Source organism: Nitratidesulfovibrio sp. SRB-5 (genome assembly GCF_019931275.1).
Classification (GTDB): Bacteria; Desulfobacterota; Desulfovibrionia; order Desulfovibrionales; family Desulfovibrionaceae; genus Cupidesulfovibrio.
In genome coordinates this window covers 69,115-90,342 of sequence record NZ_JAIOTY010000002.1, presented here as the reverse complement: position 1 = coordinate 90,342, position 21,228 = coordinate 69,115, and the positions used below count along the sequence as shown (strand labels likewise).

Below are 21,228 nucleotides of genomic sequence, written 5' to 3'. Positions count from 1 at the left end.
GCAAGCCGTGGCAACGCGCCTACAGGCCGTACTGGGTGCGGATCAGTTCGTACACGCCCTTTTCACGCAGCGTGTCCACCGGCGCAAGGAAGGTGGCGGTAACCGTGCCGGGCGCGCGGCCAATCTGGATGTTGCCGGTGATGGTGGCGCGGTTCATCACTTCCGGCACGGTGCAGCCCAGGAATGTTGCCGCGCGGTCCAGCGCGCAGGAGGTGGCGTCGTTGAGGGTGGGGCCGGTGCCCACGAAGGAGATGGGCGCGGATTCTTCCAGTTGCACGCCCCATGCGTCTGCCTGCTGCCGGGCCTGGCGCTTTTCGTCCTCGCTCAGGGGGCGGGCCAGCAGGGGCAGGTCGTCGTATACCGGCAGGATGATGGGACCGCCGCAGGTCACGCCCTTCAGCACCGAAACCTGCATGGTGATGACCCCGGCCACGTCGGCGGTGTGCCCCGCGATTTCGCCGTCGCCCTGCATGGCGTGCATGTCGCCCACGTACACCCCGCCGCCGGGCACGCGCACCGGCGTGATCAGCACGGCCCCGGCGCGCACGCGGTTGATGTCCATGTGGCCGTCTGTGACGTCGGCCAGCTGTTCCTGCGTGATGGCGTATTCATGCGGCGCGCCCACGAGGAACGAGCCGAAGTCGCGCGCGTTGTGCGAATCGGGAATCTGCCGGGTGGGCATGACGCCAAGCTGCCCCACAAAGGGGATCATGCGGCTGACCACGCCGGGGATGTCGCTGGGGGCCAGGGCCACCACCGGGTTCTGGATGGAATTGTCCGGCGTGCACATGTACTCGCGCGCATTGCCGGCCACCCGTTCGGCGGCGGCCTTGTTCAGGGTGACGCCCAGCGTGCCCTGTTCGTTGAAGGCGATGGTGTAGCCGTTGGTGAAGGCAAAGGGCGCTGCGGCTGCCCCGCACGCCGCGCAGCGGATGCAGTCCGGCCCGCAGCCTTCCACGCAGGTGTTTTCGTACAGCGCGCCGCACTGCGGACATTTGCCCGCCACGTAGGGGTCGCCCAGGCAGCGGTCCGCGAACATGCTGTCGTTGCCGGACGCCGTGACCCGCGAGGTGACCTGGATGGACAGGATGCGGATGGCGATGGAATCGCCCGGTTCCGCGCCCTGCACGTAAACCGGCTGCGTCACCTCGTGCCCGCCCCGGATGGCGGGGGTAAGCATGGGCCCCCAGCAGCCCGGCGCAGTGTTGGCGACGATGATGCCGCCGTCTTCCACCGGGCCCAGCATGGGAACATCCGGACCGAGGATGCCGTTGGTGAAGGTGTTGACGAAGACTGTCCTGTTCGCCACGAGTGTGCTCCTTTTTTTGAGGTGGAGATATCGCAGGGGGACTGGACAGAGCCTAAGCACTTTGCCGCACGAATGACCAGTGCTGAGAATGGGAGTGGCGCTTGCGGCGAAACGCGTGGCGCGCCCCGGCGGGCGGAATGCCGGGATGCACTGGGGACAGGGGGCCGGGCGGTCAAGGGGCGGGCCGCAAGGCGGCGGGGAAAGACTGCCCGCACGGGAAAGGACGGCTGCCCCTTGCCCGGCGCTTCCCGCATTCTCCGGCGCCGCCCGGCAGACCGCGTCACAAGGGGCGGCACAGGCGGCATTGACGCCTCCGGACTGCTTGGCTAAATTGCCAAATACGCACATTCCGTGCCGCCAACCGCCCTCCTGCCGCGGTGTCTTCCCGCAAAGGCTTCCCATGCCCACAGCCGCCATTGCCGCACCCCCGGCCCCCCGGCACGATGCCCTGCTGCCCTACCCCCGCAAGCTGTTCGTGGAGGTTACCTCGCGCTGCAACCTGCACTGCCGGATGTGCGTGAAGCATTCTTCCGACATCAGAGCGCCGGAAGGCGACATGACGGCGGAAACGTACGCCGCCCTGCTGCCTGCCATGCCGCACCTGAACGGCCTTGTGCTGAACGGCGTGGGCGAACCGCTGCTGCACCGCGACCTTGAAACGTTCATCCGCCTTGCCAGACAGCATATGCCGCCGGAAGGCTGGGTGGGTTTTCAGACCAACGGACACCTGCTGACGGAAAGCCGGGCGCACGCGCTGCTGGCCGCCGGGCTGGACAGGATATGCCTGTCCATCGACGCCGTTTCGCCGGAGCTGTTTTCCACCTGCCGGGCCGGGGGCGACGTGGACCACATGGAGCGGGCGCTGGCCAATCTGGCGACGGCGCGCGCGGCGCGGCCCGGTGCGCCGCTTGCTGTGGGCGTGGAATTCGTGGTGATGCGCGACAACCTGAACGAGCTGCCCGCCACCCTGCGCTGGGCCGCAGAGCGGGGCGCGGACTTCGCCATCGTCTCGCACGTGCTGCCCTATGCCCCGGGGATGTCCGAACAGGCCGTATTCGGCACGAACACGGAAGAATCGATGCGCTTCTACCGCGAATGGCAGGCGCGGGCCGAGCGGGATGGCATAGACATCCGCCGCTACTTCGACGTGGTGTGGCGGTTTCGCTTTACCGAGGAGGAAACGCGGATCACCAGCTTCATCCGCGAAATGACCGAGGCCGCGCGCGAGGCGGACGTGCCCCTTCACCTGCACAACCTGCTGCGCGATGCCGACGCCCACGTGCCCGAGGCGGAAGCGGTGTTCGACGCCGCACGAGCCGTGGCCCGCGAGCACGGCCTGCACCTGCGCCTGCCCGCCCTGCACCCCCGCAACCTGCGCCACTGCCCCGCCGTGGACGAAGGCGGGGCCTTCATTGCCTGGGACGGCAAGGTGGCCCCCTGCTACTTTCTGTGGCGCGATTACCACTGCCACATGTACGGCATGCGCAAGCAGGTGGTGGGGCGCTTTTTCGGCACTGTCGACCCCGCGCAGGGGCAGGACATCATCGACGTGTGGAACGGCCCCGAGTATCGGGCATTCCGCGACAGGGTGACGGCCAAGGGCTACCCGTTCTGCACCAACTGCAACGTGTACCCCTGCGACGACATAGAAACCACTACCTTCGAAACCGACTGCTACGGCGAACCCGTGCCGTGCGGCGACTGCCCGTGGTGTCTGGGGTTGTTGCAGTGCATGGGGCAGGAGTTGGGGGGAGGGGGGGGATGTGTCAGGTGAATACTATCTCTGTACAGAGTATGACCATCGCCGCAGCCTATCTTCTCTGAGCCACTTAACGGTTTTCCCCAAGCAACGTTCTTTGTAGTATTTTTTTTTCATACTCCGTCAAACGGCTAAGGTCTGCACTGTCTATAGCCGCCTGTATGTCTCGTATTGAATATGTCTCATCGAAAAATTTTGAAATTTTTTTAATTATATTTGGCGGAATTCCTGCCTCTTTCAAAAGCACCTCATGTTTTTTTCCCAGCCCATGCTCAAGCAATGAGACAACATGCGAAGTGTCTATTTGCGAACCATTCATGTAATTGTATATATTTTCCAGTGCGAATAAAGACTTTGGCAAAGCGAATTCAAATATACGTGTCACCAATTTAAATGTCTTACGGACCCTTGCATCAAAACTTCCCTCACTCCACCCATTTACAAACTCATATATCGTTGGATTTTTATAAACATAATAGATAGCCTTGTTTATAACAATATTTTGAGGCAAATCTTTTTCATGCTTTTGAGAATCGCTCATCAAATACTCATACGCAAGCCTCAACCAAATCTTCAACGTCTCTTTAACTGGAAGCGTACCACTAAAATGCATTTCGCGCATAACATCCGGGTTGTCCCGAAAGTACCTAACGAGCGCCAACTGCTTATCAACCTTTATGTACTTATTGCTTCGCAATAGAGATAAGCTCACACCATTTTCACGACACTCATGCAAAATATGCTCTCGTCGCTTCTTCATTACATCTGTCAAATCGCCGTCACTGACAAGCAAATTCACTTCATCATCGAGCTCGTTTGAATCAAGAAAAACAAAATCTACATTTCCAACATTTGCTTTGGATGGTGTTTCAACTAGGAAGTAATTTTCGCCAACGAAATGTCTCCCGAGCCTTCCGGATCTACCTTCAATATTTTTAACGTCAAAACCCGTTAACGGTGCAATACCTTTCATATTATCAAAAACTACAACATTTTGAGCGGAGGTATTAACCCCTTCAATAAGTGTTGAAGTACAAACCAAAGTGTCAATCGCTCCAACATTGAAATTATAAACTATCTCGCGCTGAACATACTTAGGCATCAATGCATGATGAAAAGCTACTTTTCTTTTTAAATACTCACCAAGCGACCACTCTCGACCTATCGTCGACGAAACAAAATCAATCAGCCCTTCACAAGTAGCGCTCTCGACAAGGTTAGATGAAATATGCTTTGCTGCCACTTCTGCAGTATGCGTCTTAGCAACATACACCAGTGTTTGACCTTCTAACGCCGCAACTAGTCTGCTAAGATTTTTATATTTGTCCGCAGTTTTTTTAACCTTCACTCCTTTTACATCATAAATATTCCCACGGGAAACATCAGAAATATCTAATTTGTTTTTAGCAACGACCTCAACATCAAATCGCAAAAAGTGCGCGTTAAATCGCTTTAAAAAGTTGACGCTGAACTCGTCATAGTATGGCCCAATGAGATAAAATCTAGAGACCCTATTAGCCAGACGATAAAGGCAATTTGCAAATATCAAAGAACGATCATCACTGTTAGATATTTTATACACCTCATCCATTACAAAAAAATCAACTCCCAAATCTGGATGTTGATCCAAAATAATATCCATACGTTCTGGCGTTACAATAAAAATGTTGCGCCGACCCAACCCCTGAGATGATGTGTAAACAATATTATATCTACGAAATCGTGAATCCTGAATAAATCTAGAAACATACTCTGAAAGTAAGGACAACGTTGGAACAACTATACAAACATTTTTATCACTCTCGTCAATCAATTCAGGGACTATTGTGCTTTTTCCAAACGAGGTTGGAGCACTAACAACTATTCTTTTGTGTTTTTTATATTCTGACAATATCTTCTTCTGGTACAATGTTAACACAATACCGCTCGGACGCGAATAACAATCTTGCGCAACATCTGAAAAAATACTACCCCACGCACCGTCAACACCACCAAGCATATCACTGTATATAAAAATCCTTGAAGCAACAATGCACTCTCTCAACAAATTTACGACAAGTTCACTTTTATACTTCAATGCAGATATACGACAGATTATTGACGTAACCACAGAAGAATTTCCCTTACTCTGTATCTCATGATACACACATTGCAAAGCATCAAGAAGAAATTTTTCTTCTAAATCACTTTTACATATCAATGCTTTTTCAATATATTCAAGTGACAACACCATCACAACTCCAATACTTTTTCATAATCATCCAATTTCTTTTTTACCAGCTTAACATCATGCAGTGGCAACACAATAAATACAACATCGAACCGCTCAAGACTCTTTGGCATTTTTCGCTCTATTATTTCAAATTTTTTCGAAAAATATCTATCGACAAAATTCAAAAAATTCTCAGAAGACGCATCATTAAATCTGCTCAATTGTGTAGAGTTACATGTTAAAAGCACAGGAATTTTAATCTTTACCTTATCAAGAGACGTACTACCATCAAGAACACTCAAAATCCTGTCTCTCAACGGTGAATTTCTATTTATTTCACAGTTTGGAAGGAGGACTCTAAATTCACCCTTTATATACTCCGCCGTTGTGTGTTTAACTAGTTCCTCAATGACATCATCTACCGCAGAAGAAAAATCCTGATAAAACTTCACCTCACCTAACCATACAGTCAATTCGCCATTTTCATATGTAAAATTAGCACAATCAAATCCCTTTATCTGCTCCGTGCTGCTTGATCGAAGTTTCAACTTTGTTACGATCCGCTCGTTACCATAAAATGCTGCGAGCAGAATAAAAAGCAAAGCCTCTCCATAGTCTCCTTTTTTATCTCTTTTTGCTTGCGAAATCCTCGACAATGCCATTTCCTGTATGGCACTCAACTCACCATTTTCCACACACTCTTGTATTTCGCGTTCTGTCAAGGCAAACAGAGGCAGAGAGTGGGCTATCAATCTAACCAAATCAACGTCCCTATAACCCTTCTCATTATAAGAAAGAGTGAAGCCGTCTTTTGCGTGTGGACCATTCTGAGAAAATGATATTTCGTGCTTTATTATAAGAGAAGTAGCCTTTCTGACCATCGTTCGCATATACACGCCACCTACTGCGCGTTACAATATCTACCGACCCGCCTCACAAAAACACATCAAGATAACCGAAAAGTTTTCGCCCATGCGGACAGCAGCCCAACGGGCACACCCACACTTTCAATACACACTAACACATCGAAAAAACCAGTCCAATATGCATACACTCAGATGAACCCTTTTTAATCTCACACGACTAAGGAGGCAGGTATTCGTTTTACCTAAGCCACGCAGTCCTAAAGTCGCCCACCGATCCTCTGCTCCCCCTCAACACACCTGCCTTTTCCTCCGCGCACATTCGATCTCCTCGACAAGGTCGGCCATGTCGAAGGGCTTGGCCACGTAGCCATCAAGGCCAGCGGCCAGAAAGCGCTCGCGGTCGCCCGCCATTGCGGCTGCGGTCACGGCCAGAATGGGCACGTTGCACTTGTCCGCAAAGCGGGGTGACGTGCGGATGGTGGTGGCAGCGGTAATGCCGTCGGTATTGGGCATGTGGATGTCCATCAGCACCACGTCCACCTCTTCGGCGGCCAGCCGGGCCAGTGCGTCGTCGCCGTCCACGGCCAAGGTCACGCTGTATCCGGCCTTTTGCAGCAGCCGCTGCCCCACCAGGCGGGTGGTGGCGTCGTCTTCCGCCAGCAGCACGCGCACCGGCGCGCCGTCCTGCGGCGGGGGCGGGCAATCCGCCACTTCCGGCGGCAGTTCGCACCGCTCCGCCGTACGGAAGGGCAGGGCCACGCAGAACACGGTGCCGCGCCCTTCCTCGCTGTCCACGCAGATGGTGCCGCCCAGCAGCGCCACCAGCCGCCGCACGATGGACAGCCCCAGCCCCGCGCCCTGATGCCGCCGCACATACGAGTTGTCGGCCTGGGTGAACGGATCGAAGATGGTGCGCAGCAGGGCGTCGGGTATGCCCTTGCCGGTGTCCTCCACCATGAACAGCACGCCCGCCACGTCTCCTGCCGTGGCCTCGTTTTCGTCCAAAGCGCCCGGCCTGTCCGCCCCGCCAAACCTCTCGGACCCGTCAGGTCCGCCCGGTATCCCCGACCTGCCCGTGCCGTTCCCGCCTGCGCTGTTTCCTTCCGCCCCGTTGCTGCCTGCGCCATTTCCGCCTGCGGCGGCCACGCTGGCCTCCGCACCGCCAGCCTTGCCAGACCGAAACGGTTGATGGTGCGACCGGTCCAACTGTTCGGGGCGATCAGGCTGGTCTGCTAGATCGGGCCGGTCTGCCAGATCGGGCCGGTCTGCCAGATCGGGCAGATCGGGCAGGCCGGGCAGGCCTCGCAACGGCGACAGGCTCAGCCGCACCCCGCCCCGTTCGGTGAACTTCAGCGCATTGCCCACAAGGTTGAACAGTATCTGACGGGTCTTGCCCTCGTCGCCCAGCACGGTTTGCGGCAGGCCGGGGGCAAGCTGCACGTCCAGCGCAAGGCCGCGCGCGCCCAGTTCGAACTGGAACAGTTCGCGCACGGCCTCGCCCAGTCGCGCCAGGTCGAAGGGCTCGCTGGCCACGGGCATGCGACCCGCCTCCACGCGGGACAGGTCCAGCAGGTCCGTCAGCAGGTGCGCCAGCCGCTGCGACGAGCGGATGGCCAGGTTCGCGTACCCGGCTTGCTCCGGGTCGGCCAGGTCTGCCTTCAGCAGTTGCAGCGCGCCCAGAATGCCGTTGAGCGGGGTGCGTATCTCGTGGCTCATGTTGGCCAGGAACAGGCTTTTGGTCTCGCTGGCGCTCTTGGCCTGGCGGTTGGCCTCGATCAGTTCGCGCTCCGCGCGCTTGCGTTCGGTGATGTCCTTGATGGTGCCGTACACGCGGTGCCGCTCGGCGTCGTACTTGGCGCGCGACTGGATGTCGGCCACACCCCCGTCCGAAGGGCGGCGGATCCTGAACTCGATGACGTATTCCACGCCACGGGTGACCAGTTCGTGCATGGCCGCGTCCAGCGCGGGGCGGTATTCCGGCAGGGGGATGGCCTTCACGACCTCGAAGCTGTCGCAGTGGTCCGGTATGCCGTAGATGCGCCGGGCGCCTTCAGAGGTGACCAGTGCTCCGGTGCGCAGGTCCGCCTCCCAGTTGCCGATGCCCGCCACCAGTTCGGCGCGGCGCAGGCGCGCCTCGCTCTCGCGCAGGCATTCGCTTTTGGCGTGCAGCCGTTCCAGCACGCGCTCGTTGCGGGTTTGCAGACACGACACCAGCAACGAGACCACCGGCATGGTCAGCAGAAAAACCACCAGTCGGCTGACGCTGGCCTCTGAATAGACGAACGTGGCGAACCCGGTGGACCAGGTCAGCAGCACGTACACCAGCGACAGCCCCACGCTGGCAAGGCCCGATGCATGCCCGCCCAGGTACGCCGCCAGCACGATGGCCACCACGAACAGCAGCACCGGGTTGTGCACCTGCACGCCGTGGTGCGACAGGAAAAACAGCGTCACGGCCATCAACGCCGTAAGCAGCGGCCCGGCCAGAACCAGAACTGTCTTGCTGGGTCTCACGCGTTCCCCCGTGGACGGGTGCGCTGCTGGCGCGCATCGCGGTCCGACAGATGTTCGTGCCCCGGCGGCCCGTTGCGGGCGTGGCCGGATGGTTGCATGCCGCCGGGTTCCGCCGGATTCCGCCGGGCAGGCGGACACGACGCGGCAGCGCACGGCGGCAGTGCGCGGCGCCGTCGGCAGCAGTGTCTACGGCACTGTCATGCCTGCGCAATACCCCGGAGCGGCCCGCACGGCAACACGCCCGGAAAAGCTGCAACACACCGACAGGGCAAGGAGCCTGACCGGCAAGGACGGGGAAGGGCCGGTCAGAACGGCAGGGGGCGCACGCAACGGCGCGGATCACGCCGGGACATGACAAGATATGACGGGACACACCGAGACATGGCGGGACACATCGAGACAGGGCGAGACAGGCCGAACAGGGCGAGACAGGGCGAACAGGGCGAACAGGGCGGGGTTCAACGGGCTGCGGCAAGGCGCGCCGGGAGCGCGCCGCAACACGCGGGTAGGCGGAACGACGAGACGGCGGGGGCGGGGGAGAGAAAATACGCACTGCGGGTGCGCACCGGGGCGGCTCAGCTGAAGCGGGCGGTAACCTGCTTGCCCATGCTCAGCACACAGTAAGCAATGCAGCTTATCGCGTCCGCCGGAAGGCGCAGGCTGTCCTGCAGGGCACAGGCAGAGACATGGTGGTCGGCGCAGGCCTGGCTGCGGCGTGTCATCAACAATGAAGGCACACCGTTTCTGACAAGGCTTTCGTGCAGGGTGGCGCGGTCAGCATCGTTCTCCATGGTGCCCGCATCGATCAGCGCAAAATCGAAACGGTGCGTATCCAGCGCGGGCAGGGCGTCTTCCACCCTGCGCACCACGAAGGCTTCCGCACCGCGCTTGCGCAGTTCCCACTCGCACATGAATGCGGACATGGGATTGCAGTCCACCACAAGAACAAAAACACACGTCAGCATATCCCCCCCAAGGGATGACGCCACGACCCGCGCTGACGCACTGCTTTCCGGTGCAGGCAACCCGGCTGTCTCTACGCGAGATCCGTGGCTTTCCGTCCCCGCCTCGCAGCGGGTTTGGCTTTCGCTTGTGTCTATGAGTGACGCACCCCAGGGAATGTGTCAATGTGCCACGCCGAGCACACAAAGTTGTCTGCCACGATTTTACAGAATCATTCCGGCACATTCACAATGCCCCGCTATCCCCATTCGCCACCCTACCTGTAAAATACGGGATTTACCTAGTGGCCTGTATCGGCACTGCCATACTCCTTGGTGCGGCATGACAGCCGCAGCCATCGGTGTGGACGAGGTTGCGGGCGTGCTGGCAAGCATACTGACGGAAGTGCGGTTTCACTGGCGTCCGGGCGCAGGGGCAGGGATGCAGGGGCAATGCGTATTGACGACGACCTGGCGCGCACTTTCGTGCGCCCTTGCCTGCTGCCGCGCGCTGGGGCATGCACACCTGACGGGCTGGCCGGATACTTCCCGGCATGCAGCAAGCCAACATCGCTCGCGCCATGGAGGCCCCATGTTTCCGCTTCGCACTGCCACTGCCTGCTGGTGCGCGCTGTGCGCCGTGGCCATCGCCAATGGCGCCCTGCGCGAGGCGTGGCTGGGGCCCGGGCTGGGCACCGCCGCCGCCCATGTGGTCAGCACGCTGCTGCTTTGCGCGGCGGTGGGGCTGGCCGCCCTGCTCTACGCACGGCGTCAGGGCCCCGCGTGGGGGGCGCGGGGCATGTGGGCCACCGGCCTGTTCTGGGCGGGCCTGACCGTGGCCTTCGAATTCCTGTTCGGGCATTACGTGGCCGGGCACCCGTGGCAACGGCTGCTGGCGGACTATGATGTGACGGCAGGGCGGGTCTGGGTGCTGGTGCCGGTGTCGCTGGCGCTGGGGCCGCGCCTGGCTTGGCGGTGGCTGTGCGGCAGGGGGTGACGCTGCGCTGCGGGGAAGGGCTTCCGCCATCCGCAGCACGCGCCATGCCCCACGCATCCGGCGCCCGCGCCGCATCCGGCACGCCAACGGCATCGGCCCCATACCAGAACCGCCTGCCGGAGCCGGTTACCCGCCCAACGCGCCCGCACACGTGCCGGGCGGATCGGGTCTAGACCGCGCGGGCCTTTTCATAGGCCGGGTACAGGCGGCTTTCCTCACGCTGGATGCGCATCTTCAGGGCAATGATGATGCGCCCGAGCTCGCGCGCAAAATCCAGCCCGCCCGCATCCGCCGTGCCCGTGCTGGCATCATGGCGGGCAAAGAACTCCAGCAGACTGCTGGAAATGGACTGCATCTCCGAGGCAAAGGCATCGGCCACGTTGCCAAGGTCGCCCTTTCCCGCAGCCTGCCGCAGCGCGGGGTACAGCATGGTGTCTTCCTTGCGCAGGTGGCGCGCCAGCAGTTCCTTGCAGGTGAACAGGCAGCGGCGGCCCTCTGCCGTGCCCAGCCCCAGGCGGCGGGCATCTTCCAGGGTGTCCAGCAGGCGCTGGTGGTCGTCCTTGAGATCGCGGATGAAATGCGCGGTGGTGATGGGGGCCATGGTGCGTCTCCTTGCGGATGCGGGTTCGGGCTCATGCGGGTTCGGGCGGATGCGGGCGATGCGGCCACATGCCGCCCGTCCGGATCCTATATAGACACCACCCCAGACCCCTTCCGTGAGCGCGGTCACATCCGGACACGGCTTTTTTGCAGAAGAATCGAAGGGCCGGGAGCGGTTGCCCGCAGCCCGGCCCTTGCCGAATATTCCCTGCACATGCGCTGTTGATGCATCCCGCCCGTGCGGCGGAAAACCCGCGTTTGCGCGCCTAGACCGCGCCGCCCTGCCCGTTCCCACCCCACCAGCACGGATGCTCCCGCGCGGCTTCAGACAGCAACCAACCCGCATCAGGCCACGCCAGACCACGTCAGCACGTGTCAACCAACGTCAGCCCCGATCAGGGCCTGGCGGGAATGCCCAGCGTTTTCAGGGCGTCGGTGATGGGGATAAAGAAGTTCACGCCGATCGGCACGCCGTTCTCCTGCATGCCGCTTACGGTGATCGCCACCACATGGCCGTTCCCATCCACCAGCGGGCCACCACTGTTGCCGCCAAAGACCGTGGCATCGCTTTGCAGCACCCTGCCTTCTGGCATCCTGCGGTACCCGCTTGCAATCCCGCGCGAAATGGTGCCGGACAACGTTTCCAACATGGGCGCGCCCACGGGAAACACCTCTGCTCCGGTGGGCACGTCCGCCATCTGTATATACAGTGGTCGCAACCCCTCCATGTCGGCCTTCAGCAGGGCCACGTCGCGGCGCTTGTCGCGCGCCACCACGCGAGTCACCACAGATGCCCCGCTCTGAAAGCGCACCCGCGCCCGTTCCGACTCTTCCACCACGTGGTAGTTGGTCAGTATGTAGCCGTCGTCGGTAACGACAAAGCCCGAGCCGTGACTATCCCCCATCTGCACTAGCACGGCGGAATGGCGCACACTGTCCAGCGGCACGCGGGGCGTGTCCGGACCGGCCACCCGCACGCGCACGTCGGTCAGCATGGGCCGGGGTTCCTGCGCCTGCGTCAGTTGCGGCGCCACATACGCCGAACCTGCGGGCGTGGTGACCAGCTTGCGGAACTCCTCATCCGCCAGCAGGCCCCGCGCGGCATGGGCAAAGGCCATGCGCAGCACCTCGGCGCCGCCACCTTCCGTGGCCGAATCCAGCTTGCCGTAGCCGGTGGTGGTGCGCCGCAGCACCACCTGGCGGTCCACCGGCAAAAACACCTCCCAGTCCACCACCATGTTGGCTTCGCCCTTGCTGGGAACGGGGTTGCCCCAATCGTGCATGGGAAAGCAGATGTTCTTGCGGATTTCCGAAATATTGCCGCCTACCCACAGGTTGGCCTTCGACTTGTCCGGGTCATCGAACAGGGCGCGCGTGTCGCCCACCACCTTGAACCCGTTGCCGTCGGCCTCTTCCAGAAACACTTCGGCCAGTTCGTCCTGTGTCAGTTCTGCGCGACCACCCAGCGAAGACGTAACGGCGCGCGGAATGCACAGGCCGTCATAGGCCGCCGTTCCGACCACCTCGCCCCGGCGTATCTTGAGGGTAAGCCTGTATATCGTGATGGGCTGGACCTTGGCGTCCATCGCAAGGGGGCGCAGGTCGGGCTCCGGAACGGGGTCCACCCGCACCTTCTTCATGCAGGCTACAAGCGGCAGACAGGAGAGCAGGAGCAGGCAGGCGAGGATGCTGCGACAACGCATGGGGAGCCTCCGCTGGGGAAATTGGGTTGCGCATTGCACCACACTTCGTCCCGCCGTTCAAGATGTCCGATACAGACGGAACCGCAGAGGCGGGCATCCTCCCGCCGCAGGAAACGACACGCCATTCCCCGCATGCCGGCATGCGCCCCGGACGTCGCAACCAATGGAGCAACACTCTCTGCACAGCGGACACCGGGCATGGGATATTTTCCACGCCGCATCATACCTGGCCATGTTTTTCCCATGTTTTCACGGTATACCAAGAATCATGGCATACTCATGGAAAATTTTCGAATTTAAAAAACGTCACCCATAACGTAACGATGGAGTAAAACAAAAATTCATCGCCACATCGACAGTAAAGCACCATCAAACGTTACAAATTGACATGCAAAAGACTCCAAAAAACAACAATAACAAAATAAACATGTCTGCATATTTTATTTTTTGAACCCATGACACACAATCAATACACTCCACTGAACGCATCCATAGAACAATACACTGAGAAAATATACAGTTCTCAATGCCATCACCTCCGGAAATTACATAAAAAACATGATCATGCCGCCATTCTCCAGCAAGCTTGAAAAGCCGCACACAACAAACTATAGCTAAAAAATACAGACAACTGCACATAAAAATACAGACAAAATCCCATGGCACGTCCACGCCGAACCGATATTCCGTACTTTTCCCCCCGGCTAAAGGCCAGGCTGCACGAAGCCCTGAACATGCGCAGCGTGTTCATCGAGGCCCCGTCCGGATACGGAAAGACCACCATCGCACAGAACTATCTGCGCGAACGCCTGCCCGAAGGCGCCACCTGGGTTCGGCATGTCTGCGTCGAGGAATCGCCCCAGGCCGCCTGGCGTCGCTTTTGCCAGACCATGCAGAAGGTCGATGCGCACACCGGCAGGGCCATGCTGTCCTTTGGCCTGCCCGACGAGGACAGCGCCGGGCATCTGGCCTCGCTGCTGCGCGAACTGCCCTGCTCCACGCCCTTCTGGCTGGTGCTTGACGATTTTCACCACCTTGCACCCCATGTGCCTGCCCCGATCTGGAAGGCCTTTCTGGAACACGAAGCCGCGCACCTGCGACTGATCGTCGTCACCCGGCCCGTTGCAACGCGCATCCTGCCCTATGAAAAGGCCGGCATCCTGCGCCTGAACGCCGACGACCTTCGCCTGACGGAGGCGGAGTCCAGGGAATATGCGACCAGGGCGGGCATTGCGCTCAACGAGGCGCAGGCGCAGGAACTGCACCGCCGCGCCGAAGGCTGGATCATCGCGGCAACACTGTATTTGCGGCGCTGGAACGAAAGGGGGGCGTTTGCCCCGGCCTCCAGCCAGGCCCATGACTCCGGGGTGGACGGCCTGCTGCGGGACGTGGTCTGGGACAATCTGGACGAGGCCGGGCAGGAGTGCCTGTTGCGTCTTTCACCCTTTGACGCCTTTTCCGCGGAACAGGCCGCGTTTCTGCTGGGCACGGCGCGCCTTCCCCAGGAAACGTGGGCGGCGCTGCAACACAATGCCATGCTCCGGCACGACCCTGCCTCGGGCTTGTACTACCCGCACAGCACGCTGCTGGATTTCACGCGCAGGATATTTGCCGAACTGCCGGAAGAAACTCGCCGCGAGGCGCTTCTTGCCGCTGGCCACTGGTGCGCCCGGTCCGGCGACCTGGAACGCGCCTTCGTCTTCTATTACCGGCTGCGGGACTACGAGCGCATTCTGGCGCTCGACCTTTCCGGAATGAAGGGCGAAGGGCTGCTGGACATGCCCGGCGTCGCCTATGTCCCCGCGATCAGGGACATCGCGGCCAACAGCACGCGGGCCATGAAGGCCATGCATCCGCTTTCCGCCATCGCGCTGGCCCTCGACCTGCTGTCCGCCAACTGCCACGAGGAATTCGGGGCCCTTTTCGCGGAGCTTGCCGACATCGTTGAAACGGAGCCTTTCGCACCGCACCAGCGGGACTACCTGCGCGGCGAACTGCGGCTGCTGGAGTCCTTCACCTGTTACAACGACATCGCGGCCATGGGCGTGCGCATGCAGGAGGCGCTGCAACTGGCGGGCAGGCAGACGGCCATGGTCCGGCTGGACGATTCATGGACCTTCGGCAATGTGTCCGTGCTCTTCATGTTCCACCGCGAGGCCGGTCGGCTGGACGGCGAACTGGCGGACATGCAGACGTACTGCCCTCACTATCTTGCCCTGTCCGGGGGGCACGGGGCGGGCGGCCCGGAACTCATGGAGGCGGAATGCCGGTTGCACCGGGGCGATGCCGACCCGGCGGAAATCTCCGGCTACAAGGCCCGGCACCAGGCCGCCCTGCGGGAGCAGGCCAGCATCGGCATCGGGGCGGAGTTTCTTCTGGGCAGGGTGGCCCTGCTGCGGGGCAACGCCGCCGCCCTTGCCGACGCCATGGACAACCTGACCGGCATCGCGGGACAATTCCCCCAGCGGGCCAACCGGATGGCGGCGGACATGGCCCGTTCCTACCTGAAGAGCCTGCTGCACCAGCCGGACGAGATGGCGCACTGGCTGCGCGAGGCCACGCCGGGCTCGCTGGCCAGGCGTTTCTTCGTCCAGGTGCTCCCCTTTGCCGAATTGTGCCGCGCCCGCTATCTGCTGCTGTCCGGCAAGCCGGAACTGCTGCTTGGCGAAAATGAAGCGGCCCTGGGCCTGGCTTCCGCCCTCAACTATTCCCTGGCCCTGACCTACGGGCATCTGCACGGCGCCGCCGCCTGGCTCATGCTGGGCAAACGCGACGCCGCAGCGGATTCCCTGCGCGCCGCCCTTGCCCTGGCCGTGCCGGACGGCCTGCTTTTGCCTTTTGCGGAATGCTGGTCGTGGATCGGCCCCCTGCTGAAAAAAATGCGCCCGGGCATATGCCCGGAAATGCCCCCGACATTTGCTGCGGACGTCTTCTCGCTGGCGGAGCGGCTGGAAGCCGGACGGCGCGCCGTCGCGGACGCGCTGTACTCCGCCCGGGGCCGTTTCGGGCTATCCCCGCGCGAAGACGAAGTGGCCCGCCTGATGGCGGACGGCCTGTCCTACGGGGAAATCGCGCAGCACCTGTGCATCAGCCTGAACACGGTGAAAACCCACCTCAAGAACGCCTACCAGAAAGTCGGAACGTCCTCCCGGTCAGACATGAAGCGCCTGCTGTCGTGAGAATCACCCGAAACGGGTGATGCCGCAAAAAATGCCCGATGCTAGCCACCTAGGCTGCATCGGGCATTTTTGCGTGCCTCGACCTGTTGAAAAAAGCGCCCGCGACACCTCAGGAGGCTTCCATGTTCCCGCCCTTTCCCCCACAGTCCGCGCATGCCGCCACAAGGCCCCCCCGCGCACGCTACCTTTCCGTACCGCAACTGGTCATCGTGGTGGGCGTGGCCCTGCTGGCCCTGCTGGCCCTGAGCGGGCCGCTGCGGGCCGCCAACACCGGCGGCACCGAGCAGACAGACCCGTACAACCCCGTCATGAACGCCTACGTCGGCCAATACGACACGGCCAGCTACGTCGGCATTGATGGCGGGTACACCGGCAACGTCTATGGCGGCCAAAGCACTGGCAACTTTGTCCAGGCCAACACCGTGATCCTGACCACCGGCACGGTGACCGGCACTGTTTACGGCGGCAGCAGTTGGAGCGACGAGGCCAAACAAAACATCGTAACCCTGTACGGCGCTCAGGTCGGCGAGTACATCTTCGGCGGGCATGTCCTTGCCGGCACGAGTGCGGCCTCATATAACACCGTGAACATAAATGGCGGCACGGTGGAGAGCGTGTACGGCGGCGCCTCTGCCTCCGGCAGCGCCCTGGACAACACCGTGACCATTAATGGCCTGGGCAGCGCCTGGAGTCCAAATGGCGCCGTGGTGAACTATGACGTCTACGGCGGATTCGTCGGCAACGCCGCCGACGCCTCGATCACCGCATCGCGCAACACGGTGACCATGTCCGGCGGCACGGTGACCGGCAGCATCTACGGCGGGCGTGTCGACTCCGGCGCGGGCAGGGCCACGGAGAACACCGTGACCATCTACGGCGGCACGGTGGGGAACGTGTTCGGGGGCTCCACCTCCTCCGGCCGGGCCACGGAGAACATCGTGAACATCCTTGGCTACGTGGAGACGAGCGACATTTCCGGAGGCGTCGTCAGCTCCGGCTCCGGCGATGCCTCGTCCAACAGCGTGACCATGGTCCTCGGCACGGCGGACAACATGTACGGCGGCTTCGTCGCATTCGGCACTGGCTACGCCGCGGGCAACAACGCGACCATGACTGGCGGCACGGTGAGAAAGATCTACGGAGCACGCACCAACACCGGCGATGCCTCGGCCAACAACGTGAACATCTCGGAAGGCACCGGCAACACCACGCAGGTGAGCAACGGCGCCTACGGCGGTTATGTCGGCAGCGGCAGCGGCTATGCCTCTCGCAACACCGTAAGCATCAGCGGCGGCGCGGTGAACGGCGTGTACGGAGGCTACGTCGGCGGCACCGGCAATGCCGTGAGCAACACCGTGGACATCTCCGGCGGCACGGTGGGCAACGTTTACGGGGGCCTCGCCAACGATGGCGGCACCGCCACCGGCAACACCGTGATAATTCGCGGCGACAGCACGGTGGTGACGGACAACGTAACCGGCGGCAAAGCCGCAAATGGCGGCTCCGCCACAGGCAACACCGTGGAAATATCCGGCGGCACAGTGAACGGCGACGTCTACGGCGGCCTGTCCGGCATGGGCAGCGGCGGCAGCGTCACGGACAATACCGTGCGCATCAAGGGCGCTCCCACCTTCGGTTCAACCACAATTCTCCGTGGTGGCTACAGCTATGCCGGCCCCTCCGGGACCGACGACGTGCGCACCGGCAACACGCTGGAAACATGGACCAAGGACATCTCCGTGTACAAACTGGAAAACTTCCAGAACCTGCACTTCTACCTGCCGTCCACCATCGCCGCCAATGACACCGTGCTCACGGTGACCGACGACAGCGGCGTGGATATCCGCACCCCCACCGGCAAGCCCGCCACCACCGTGGGCGTCGGCATCGTGGGCGGCGGCACGCCCCTGTCCGCAGGCGATACCGTGACCCTGATCAAGGCCACCGGAGCAGGCGGCCTGACGGCCGACCCGACCATTGCCAACACCACCACGGGCATGCAGGGCATTTCCACGGTGTATGCATTCGCGCTGGGCGTGACAGGCGGCAACGCCCTGGAGGCCACGGTGAGTTCGGCATCCGACAGCCATGAGGGCGTCCGCAAATCCCCGTCCGAAGGGCAGGCCGCCGGGGCGGCTGCCCTGACCCAGGGCGGCGACCTGGCTGGCGGGCAGGGCATGACCAGCGCCCGGCAGACGGCGCGCGTGGCCAGCGCGGGCGGGGCCGCGCAAGGCGGCTGGGGCGGGTTTGGCGCCACCTCCGGCGGCATGTCCACCTATGCCACCGGTTCGCATGTGGACGCGCGGGGCGTGTCGATCATGCTGGGCCTTGCCAAGCGCTTCGGCCTGGACGGCGCGGACTTGGTGGCCGGGCCTTTCTTCGAGGCGGGCGTGGGCTCGTACGACAGCTACAACGACGGCCCCGGCGGCGACGATTCCATTCACGCCTGGGGTGACAGCAACTATCAGGGCGGAGGCCTGCTGGCACGGCTGGAGGCCACGCAGGGCATGCTCAAGGGCCTGTACGCGGAAGCCTCGGCCCGCGCCGGCAGCCTGCACACCACCTACCGCAGCGACGACCTGAACCCCGCCCTGGGCCGGGCCTCGTACCAGACCACCTCCGGCTACGTGGGCGCGCACGGCGGCCTGGGCTACGTGTGGGACATGGACGAAAGGACCGACCTCGACATGTACGGCAAGTACTTCTGGACCCGCACCGAGGGCAGTTCCGCAACCGTCCTTGGCGACGAACTGGATTTCGACGCGGTGGACTCGCAACGGCTGCGCGCGGGCGCACGCCTGAGCCGCGACCTTACCGCCAACGTCCGTCCCTACGTGGGCGCGGCGTGGGACCACGAATTCGCCGGTTCCGCGCGCAGCACGGTGAACGGACAAGGTGTGGCCGCCCCGTCACTGGCCGGAGACACCGGCGTGGGCGAATTGGGCCTGGAGTGGAAGCCCGTCGAGGACGGCGGCTTTTCCGTGGACCTCGGCGCACAGGGGTACGTCGGCATGCGTCAGGGTTGGAGCGGCTCGCTGCAACTGAAGTACGAGTTCTGAAGCGTTTCAGAGAGATCAAGCCTTACCGCGACCCGCCGCAGCGCACACTGCGGCGGGTCGCCTTTGTTACGGCGACCGGGCAACCTCCTGCAGGCCACGGAGAACACCTCGCTGTTTATACTTGCGTGTGGACCTTCCCCTTGTGTTAAGATATCCATGCGTCAGTCACGAATACGTAACTTTCGAGGACAATCATGAAATTCCTCCGCCAGTTCGGCATTACCACCCGGCTTGTCGTCCTCTCGCTGCTGGCATTTTTCTTCATCGGCGCCGCTGGCATGGCAGGCTGGATGGGGGCGCGCGTCATACAGGAAAACCTGAAGGACGTTTCCAACGTCCGGCTGCCCGGCCTGAATTTTCTGATACAGGCCGACCGTGACCTGCAACAGTTGCTGGTGGCCGAGCGCTCACTGCTGTTTGCAGATCCTGCGGACAAGAAACTTATCGAGCGACTGAAGAAAGAATACGAAGACAACCTGCGCCAGTCGGACGAACGCTGGAACAAGTACAAGAAGCTGCCCCTTGACGAGCCGGCCAGGCCGCTCATTCCGCAGTACGACGCAGCCCGCGCCACCTGGATGCCCCTTTCGCGCGCCGTGGTGGACGCCGCCCTTTCCGGCGACCCGGCGGCGCGCCAGAAGGCCGCCGCAAGCTCGCTGGGCGACGTGGGCGTGAAATTCGAGGCCATGCGCGAAGTCATCAACCAGCTGACCGAAATCATCGAGCAGGCGGCCAAGGCGGATAATGCCGAAGCCGACGCCAGCTACGACGACACCATGTTCCGGCTGGCCGGGGCCACCACCCTGGCCCTGCTGGTGCTGGCCGGATTCGCCATCGCCATCACCCGGTCGGTCACCGTGCCGCTGAAGCGCACCGTTGCCTATTCCGAAGCCGTATCGCGCGGGGCGCTGGAAGAATGCCTTGCCGTGGACGCCCGTGACGAAGTGGGCGTGCTGGCCGAATGTCTGTGCCGCATGGTGTCCACGCTGAAGGACAAGATAGGCGAGGCCGATTCCCGCTCGGCGGAGGCCCGCGCCGAATCGGAACGGGCCCGGCAGGCATCCGCCGAGGCGGAAGCGGCCCGCCGCATGGCGGAATCTGCCAAGCGCGACGGCATGTTGCATGCCGCCGATACCCTGACGGGCGTCACCGGCGTTCTCGGTTCCGCCTCCGAGGAACTGGCCGCACAGATAGAACAGGCCAGCCGGGGCGCGGAACACCAGATGCAGCGCGTGTCCGAGACCGCCACGGCCATGGAAGAGATGAACGCCACGGTGCTTGAGGTGGCGCGCAGCGCCGGTGAAGCCGCCGGTTCCGCCGAAAGCGCCCGCGACAAGGCCGTCAGCGGCCAGGACGTGGTGCGCCAGGTGGTGGCGGGCATCGGACAGGTGCAGCAGACCGCCGACCAGCTCAAGGCCGACATGGCCGAACTGGGTCGCCAGGCCGAGGACATCGGCCGGGTGATGACCGTGATCAACGACATCGCCGACCAGACCAACCTGCTGGCGCTGAACGCCGCCATCGAGGCGGCCCGCGCCGGTGACGCCGGGCGCGGATTCGCCGTGGTTGCCGACGAGGTGCGCAAGCTGGCCGAAAAGACCATGCTGGCCACCAAGGAAGTGGGGCAGGCCATCGCGGGCATCCAGAGCGGCACCCGCCGCAACGTGGGGCATGTGGAGGACACGGTGCAGCACGTGCAGCAGGTGACCCGCCTGGCCACGGAATCGGGCGAATCGCTGGGGGTCATCGTGGACCTGGCGGCCTCGGTGTCCGACCAGGTGCGGTCCATTGCCACGGCCAGCGAAGAGCAGTCCGCCGCCAGCGAGGAAATCAACCGGTCCATCGAGGACATCAGCCGGGTTTCCGCCGAATCCGCCGAGGTGATGCGCCAGTCCGCCGTCGCCGTGGCCGAGATGGCCCAGCAGACGCACGTGTTGCAGGGGCTTATCCGCAAGATGCGCGAAGACGGCTAGGGGCCGACCAGCCACCCCCACCCCACCGGAACAGGTCCGGAATACACAACATCCCTCCGCGTCCCGCCACGGCAGCCACCGTGGCGGGACGCGTCGTTTTGCCCCGGAAGGGGGGC

Annotated in this window: 12 protein-coding genes and 1 riboswitch; of the genes, 5 read left to right on the top strand and 7 right to left on the bottom strand. The window is 61.8% G+C overall.

All coding sequences use genetic code 11. The features are described 5' to 3' along the window. Positions 1-19 precede the first annotated feature (19 nt). The gene (locus K6142_RS07910) at positions 20-1,309 is read right to left on the bottom strand and encodes an acetamidase/formamidase family protein (RefSeq protein WP_190243488.1); all 1,290 of its coding nucleotides are present in this window, start codon (positions 1,307-1,309) and stop codon (positions 20-22) included. Between the two features lie 400 nt (positions 1,310-1,709). Between K6142_RS07910 and K6142_RS07905 the strand changes: the two genes are divergently transcribed. Further along, positions 1,710-3,083 (top strand): radical SAM/SPASM domain-containing protein, encoded by a 1,374-nt coding sequence (locus K6142_RS07905; RefSeq protein ID WP_190243489.1) that lies wholly within the window; start codon positions 1,710-1,712, stop codon positions 3,081-3,083. A 55-nt stretch (positions 3,084-3,138) separates the two neighbouring features. Here the strand turns inward: K6142_RS07905 and K6142_RS07900 are convergent, their stop codons facing one another. The 4 genes from K6142_RS07900 to K6142_RS07885 form a co-directional block, all read right to left on the bottom strand. Beyond that, complete coding sequence (locus K6142_RS07900) at positions 3,139-5,301, bottom strand: helicase-related protein (RefSeq protein ID WP_190243490.1); 2,163 nt, start codon at positions 5,299-5,301, stop codon at positions 3,139-3,141. Further along, positions 5,301-6,170, bottom strand: coding sequence for a DUF1837 domain-containing protein (locus K6142_RS07895; RefSeq protein ID WP_190243491.1), 870 nt, complete (start codon positions 6,168-6,170; stop codon positions 5,301-5,303). Before K6142_RS07895 ends, K6142_RS07900 begins: the two co-directional genes overlap by 1 nt. A gap of 264 nt (positions 6,171-6,434) precedes the next feature. Continuing rightward, on the bottom strand, positions 6,435-8,660 hold the full coding sequence (locus K6142_RS07890) for a response regulator (protein ID WP_190243492.1): 2,226 nt from the start codon (positions 8,658-8,660) through the stop codon (positions 6,435-6,437). Positions 8,661-9,235: 575 nt separating this feature from the next. Beyond that, a complete protein-coding gene (locus tag K6142_RS07885) occupies positions 9,236-9,583 on the bottom strand; it encodes a hypothetical protein (RefSeq protein ID WP_190243493.1) in 348 nt (115 codons plus the stop codon). Between the two features lie 94 nt (positions 9,584-9,677). After that, positions 9,678-9,754: riboswitch (cyclic di-GMP riboswitch) on the bottom strand. A 439-nt stretch (positions 9,755-10,193) separates the two neighbouring features. On the opposite strand from K6142_RS07885, the gene K6142_RS07880 reads away from it, so the two are divergent. Further along, positions 10,194-10,598, top strand: coding sequence for a hypothetical protein (locus K6142_RS07880; protein WP_190243494.1), 405 nt, complete (start codon positions 10,194-10,196; stop codon positions 10,596-10,598). Positions 10,599-10,767: 169 nt separating this feature from the next. Here K6142_RS07880 and K6142_RS07875 read toward each other — a convergent pair whose 3' ends face one another. Then, positions 10,768-11,199: a hemerythrin domain-containing protein gene (locus tag K6142_RS07875; protein ID WP_190243495.1), complete on the bottom strand. Its 432-nt coding sequence runs from the start codon at positions 11,197-11,199 to the stop codon at positions 10,768-10,770. Positions 11,200-11,593: 394 nt separating this feature from the next. Beyond that, the gene (locus K6142_RS07870) at positions 11,594-12,901 is read right to left on the bottom strand and encodes a S1C family serine protease (RefSeq protein WP_190243496.1); all 1,308 of its coding nucleotides are present in this window, start codon (positions 12,899-12,901) and stop codon (positions 11,594-11,596) included. 659 nt (positions 12,902-13,560) lie between these two features. Between K6142_RS07870 and K6142_RS07865 the strand changes: the two genes are divergently transcribed. From K6142_RS07865 to K6142_RS07855, 3 genes are all read left to right on the top strand, one after another. Continuing rightward, positions 13,561-16,080, top strand: a complete 2,520-nt coding sequence (locus tag K6142_RS07865; RefSeq protein WP_190243497.1) for a LuxR C-terminal-related transcriptional regulator — start codon at positions 13,561-13,563, stop codon at positions 16,078-16,080. Between the two features lie 122 nt (positions 16,081-16,202). Further along, positions 16,203-19,139 carry an autotransporter outer membrane beta-barrel domain-containing protein gene (locus K6142_RS07860; RefSeq protein WP_190243498.1) on the top strand — a complete coding sequence of 979 codons (2,937 nt, stop codon included), beginning with the start codon at positions 16,203-16,205 and terminating at the stop codon, positions 19,137-19,139. A 194-nt stretch (positions 19,140-19,333) separates the two neighbouring features. Then, on the top strand, positions 19,334-21,112 hold the full coding sequence (locus K6142_RS07855) for a methyl-accepting chemotaxis protein (protein WP_012612999.1): 1,779 nt from the start codon (positions 19,334-19,336) through the stop codon (positions 21,110-21,112). Positions 21,113-21,228: the final 116 nt, after the last annotated feature.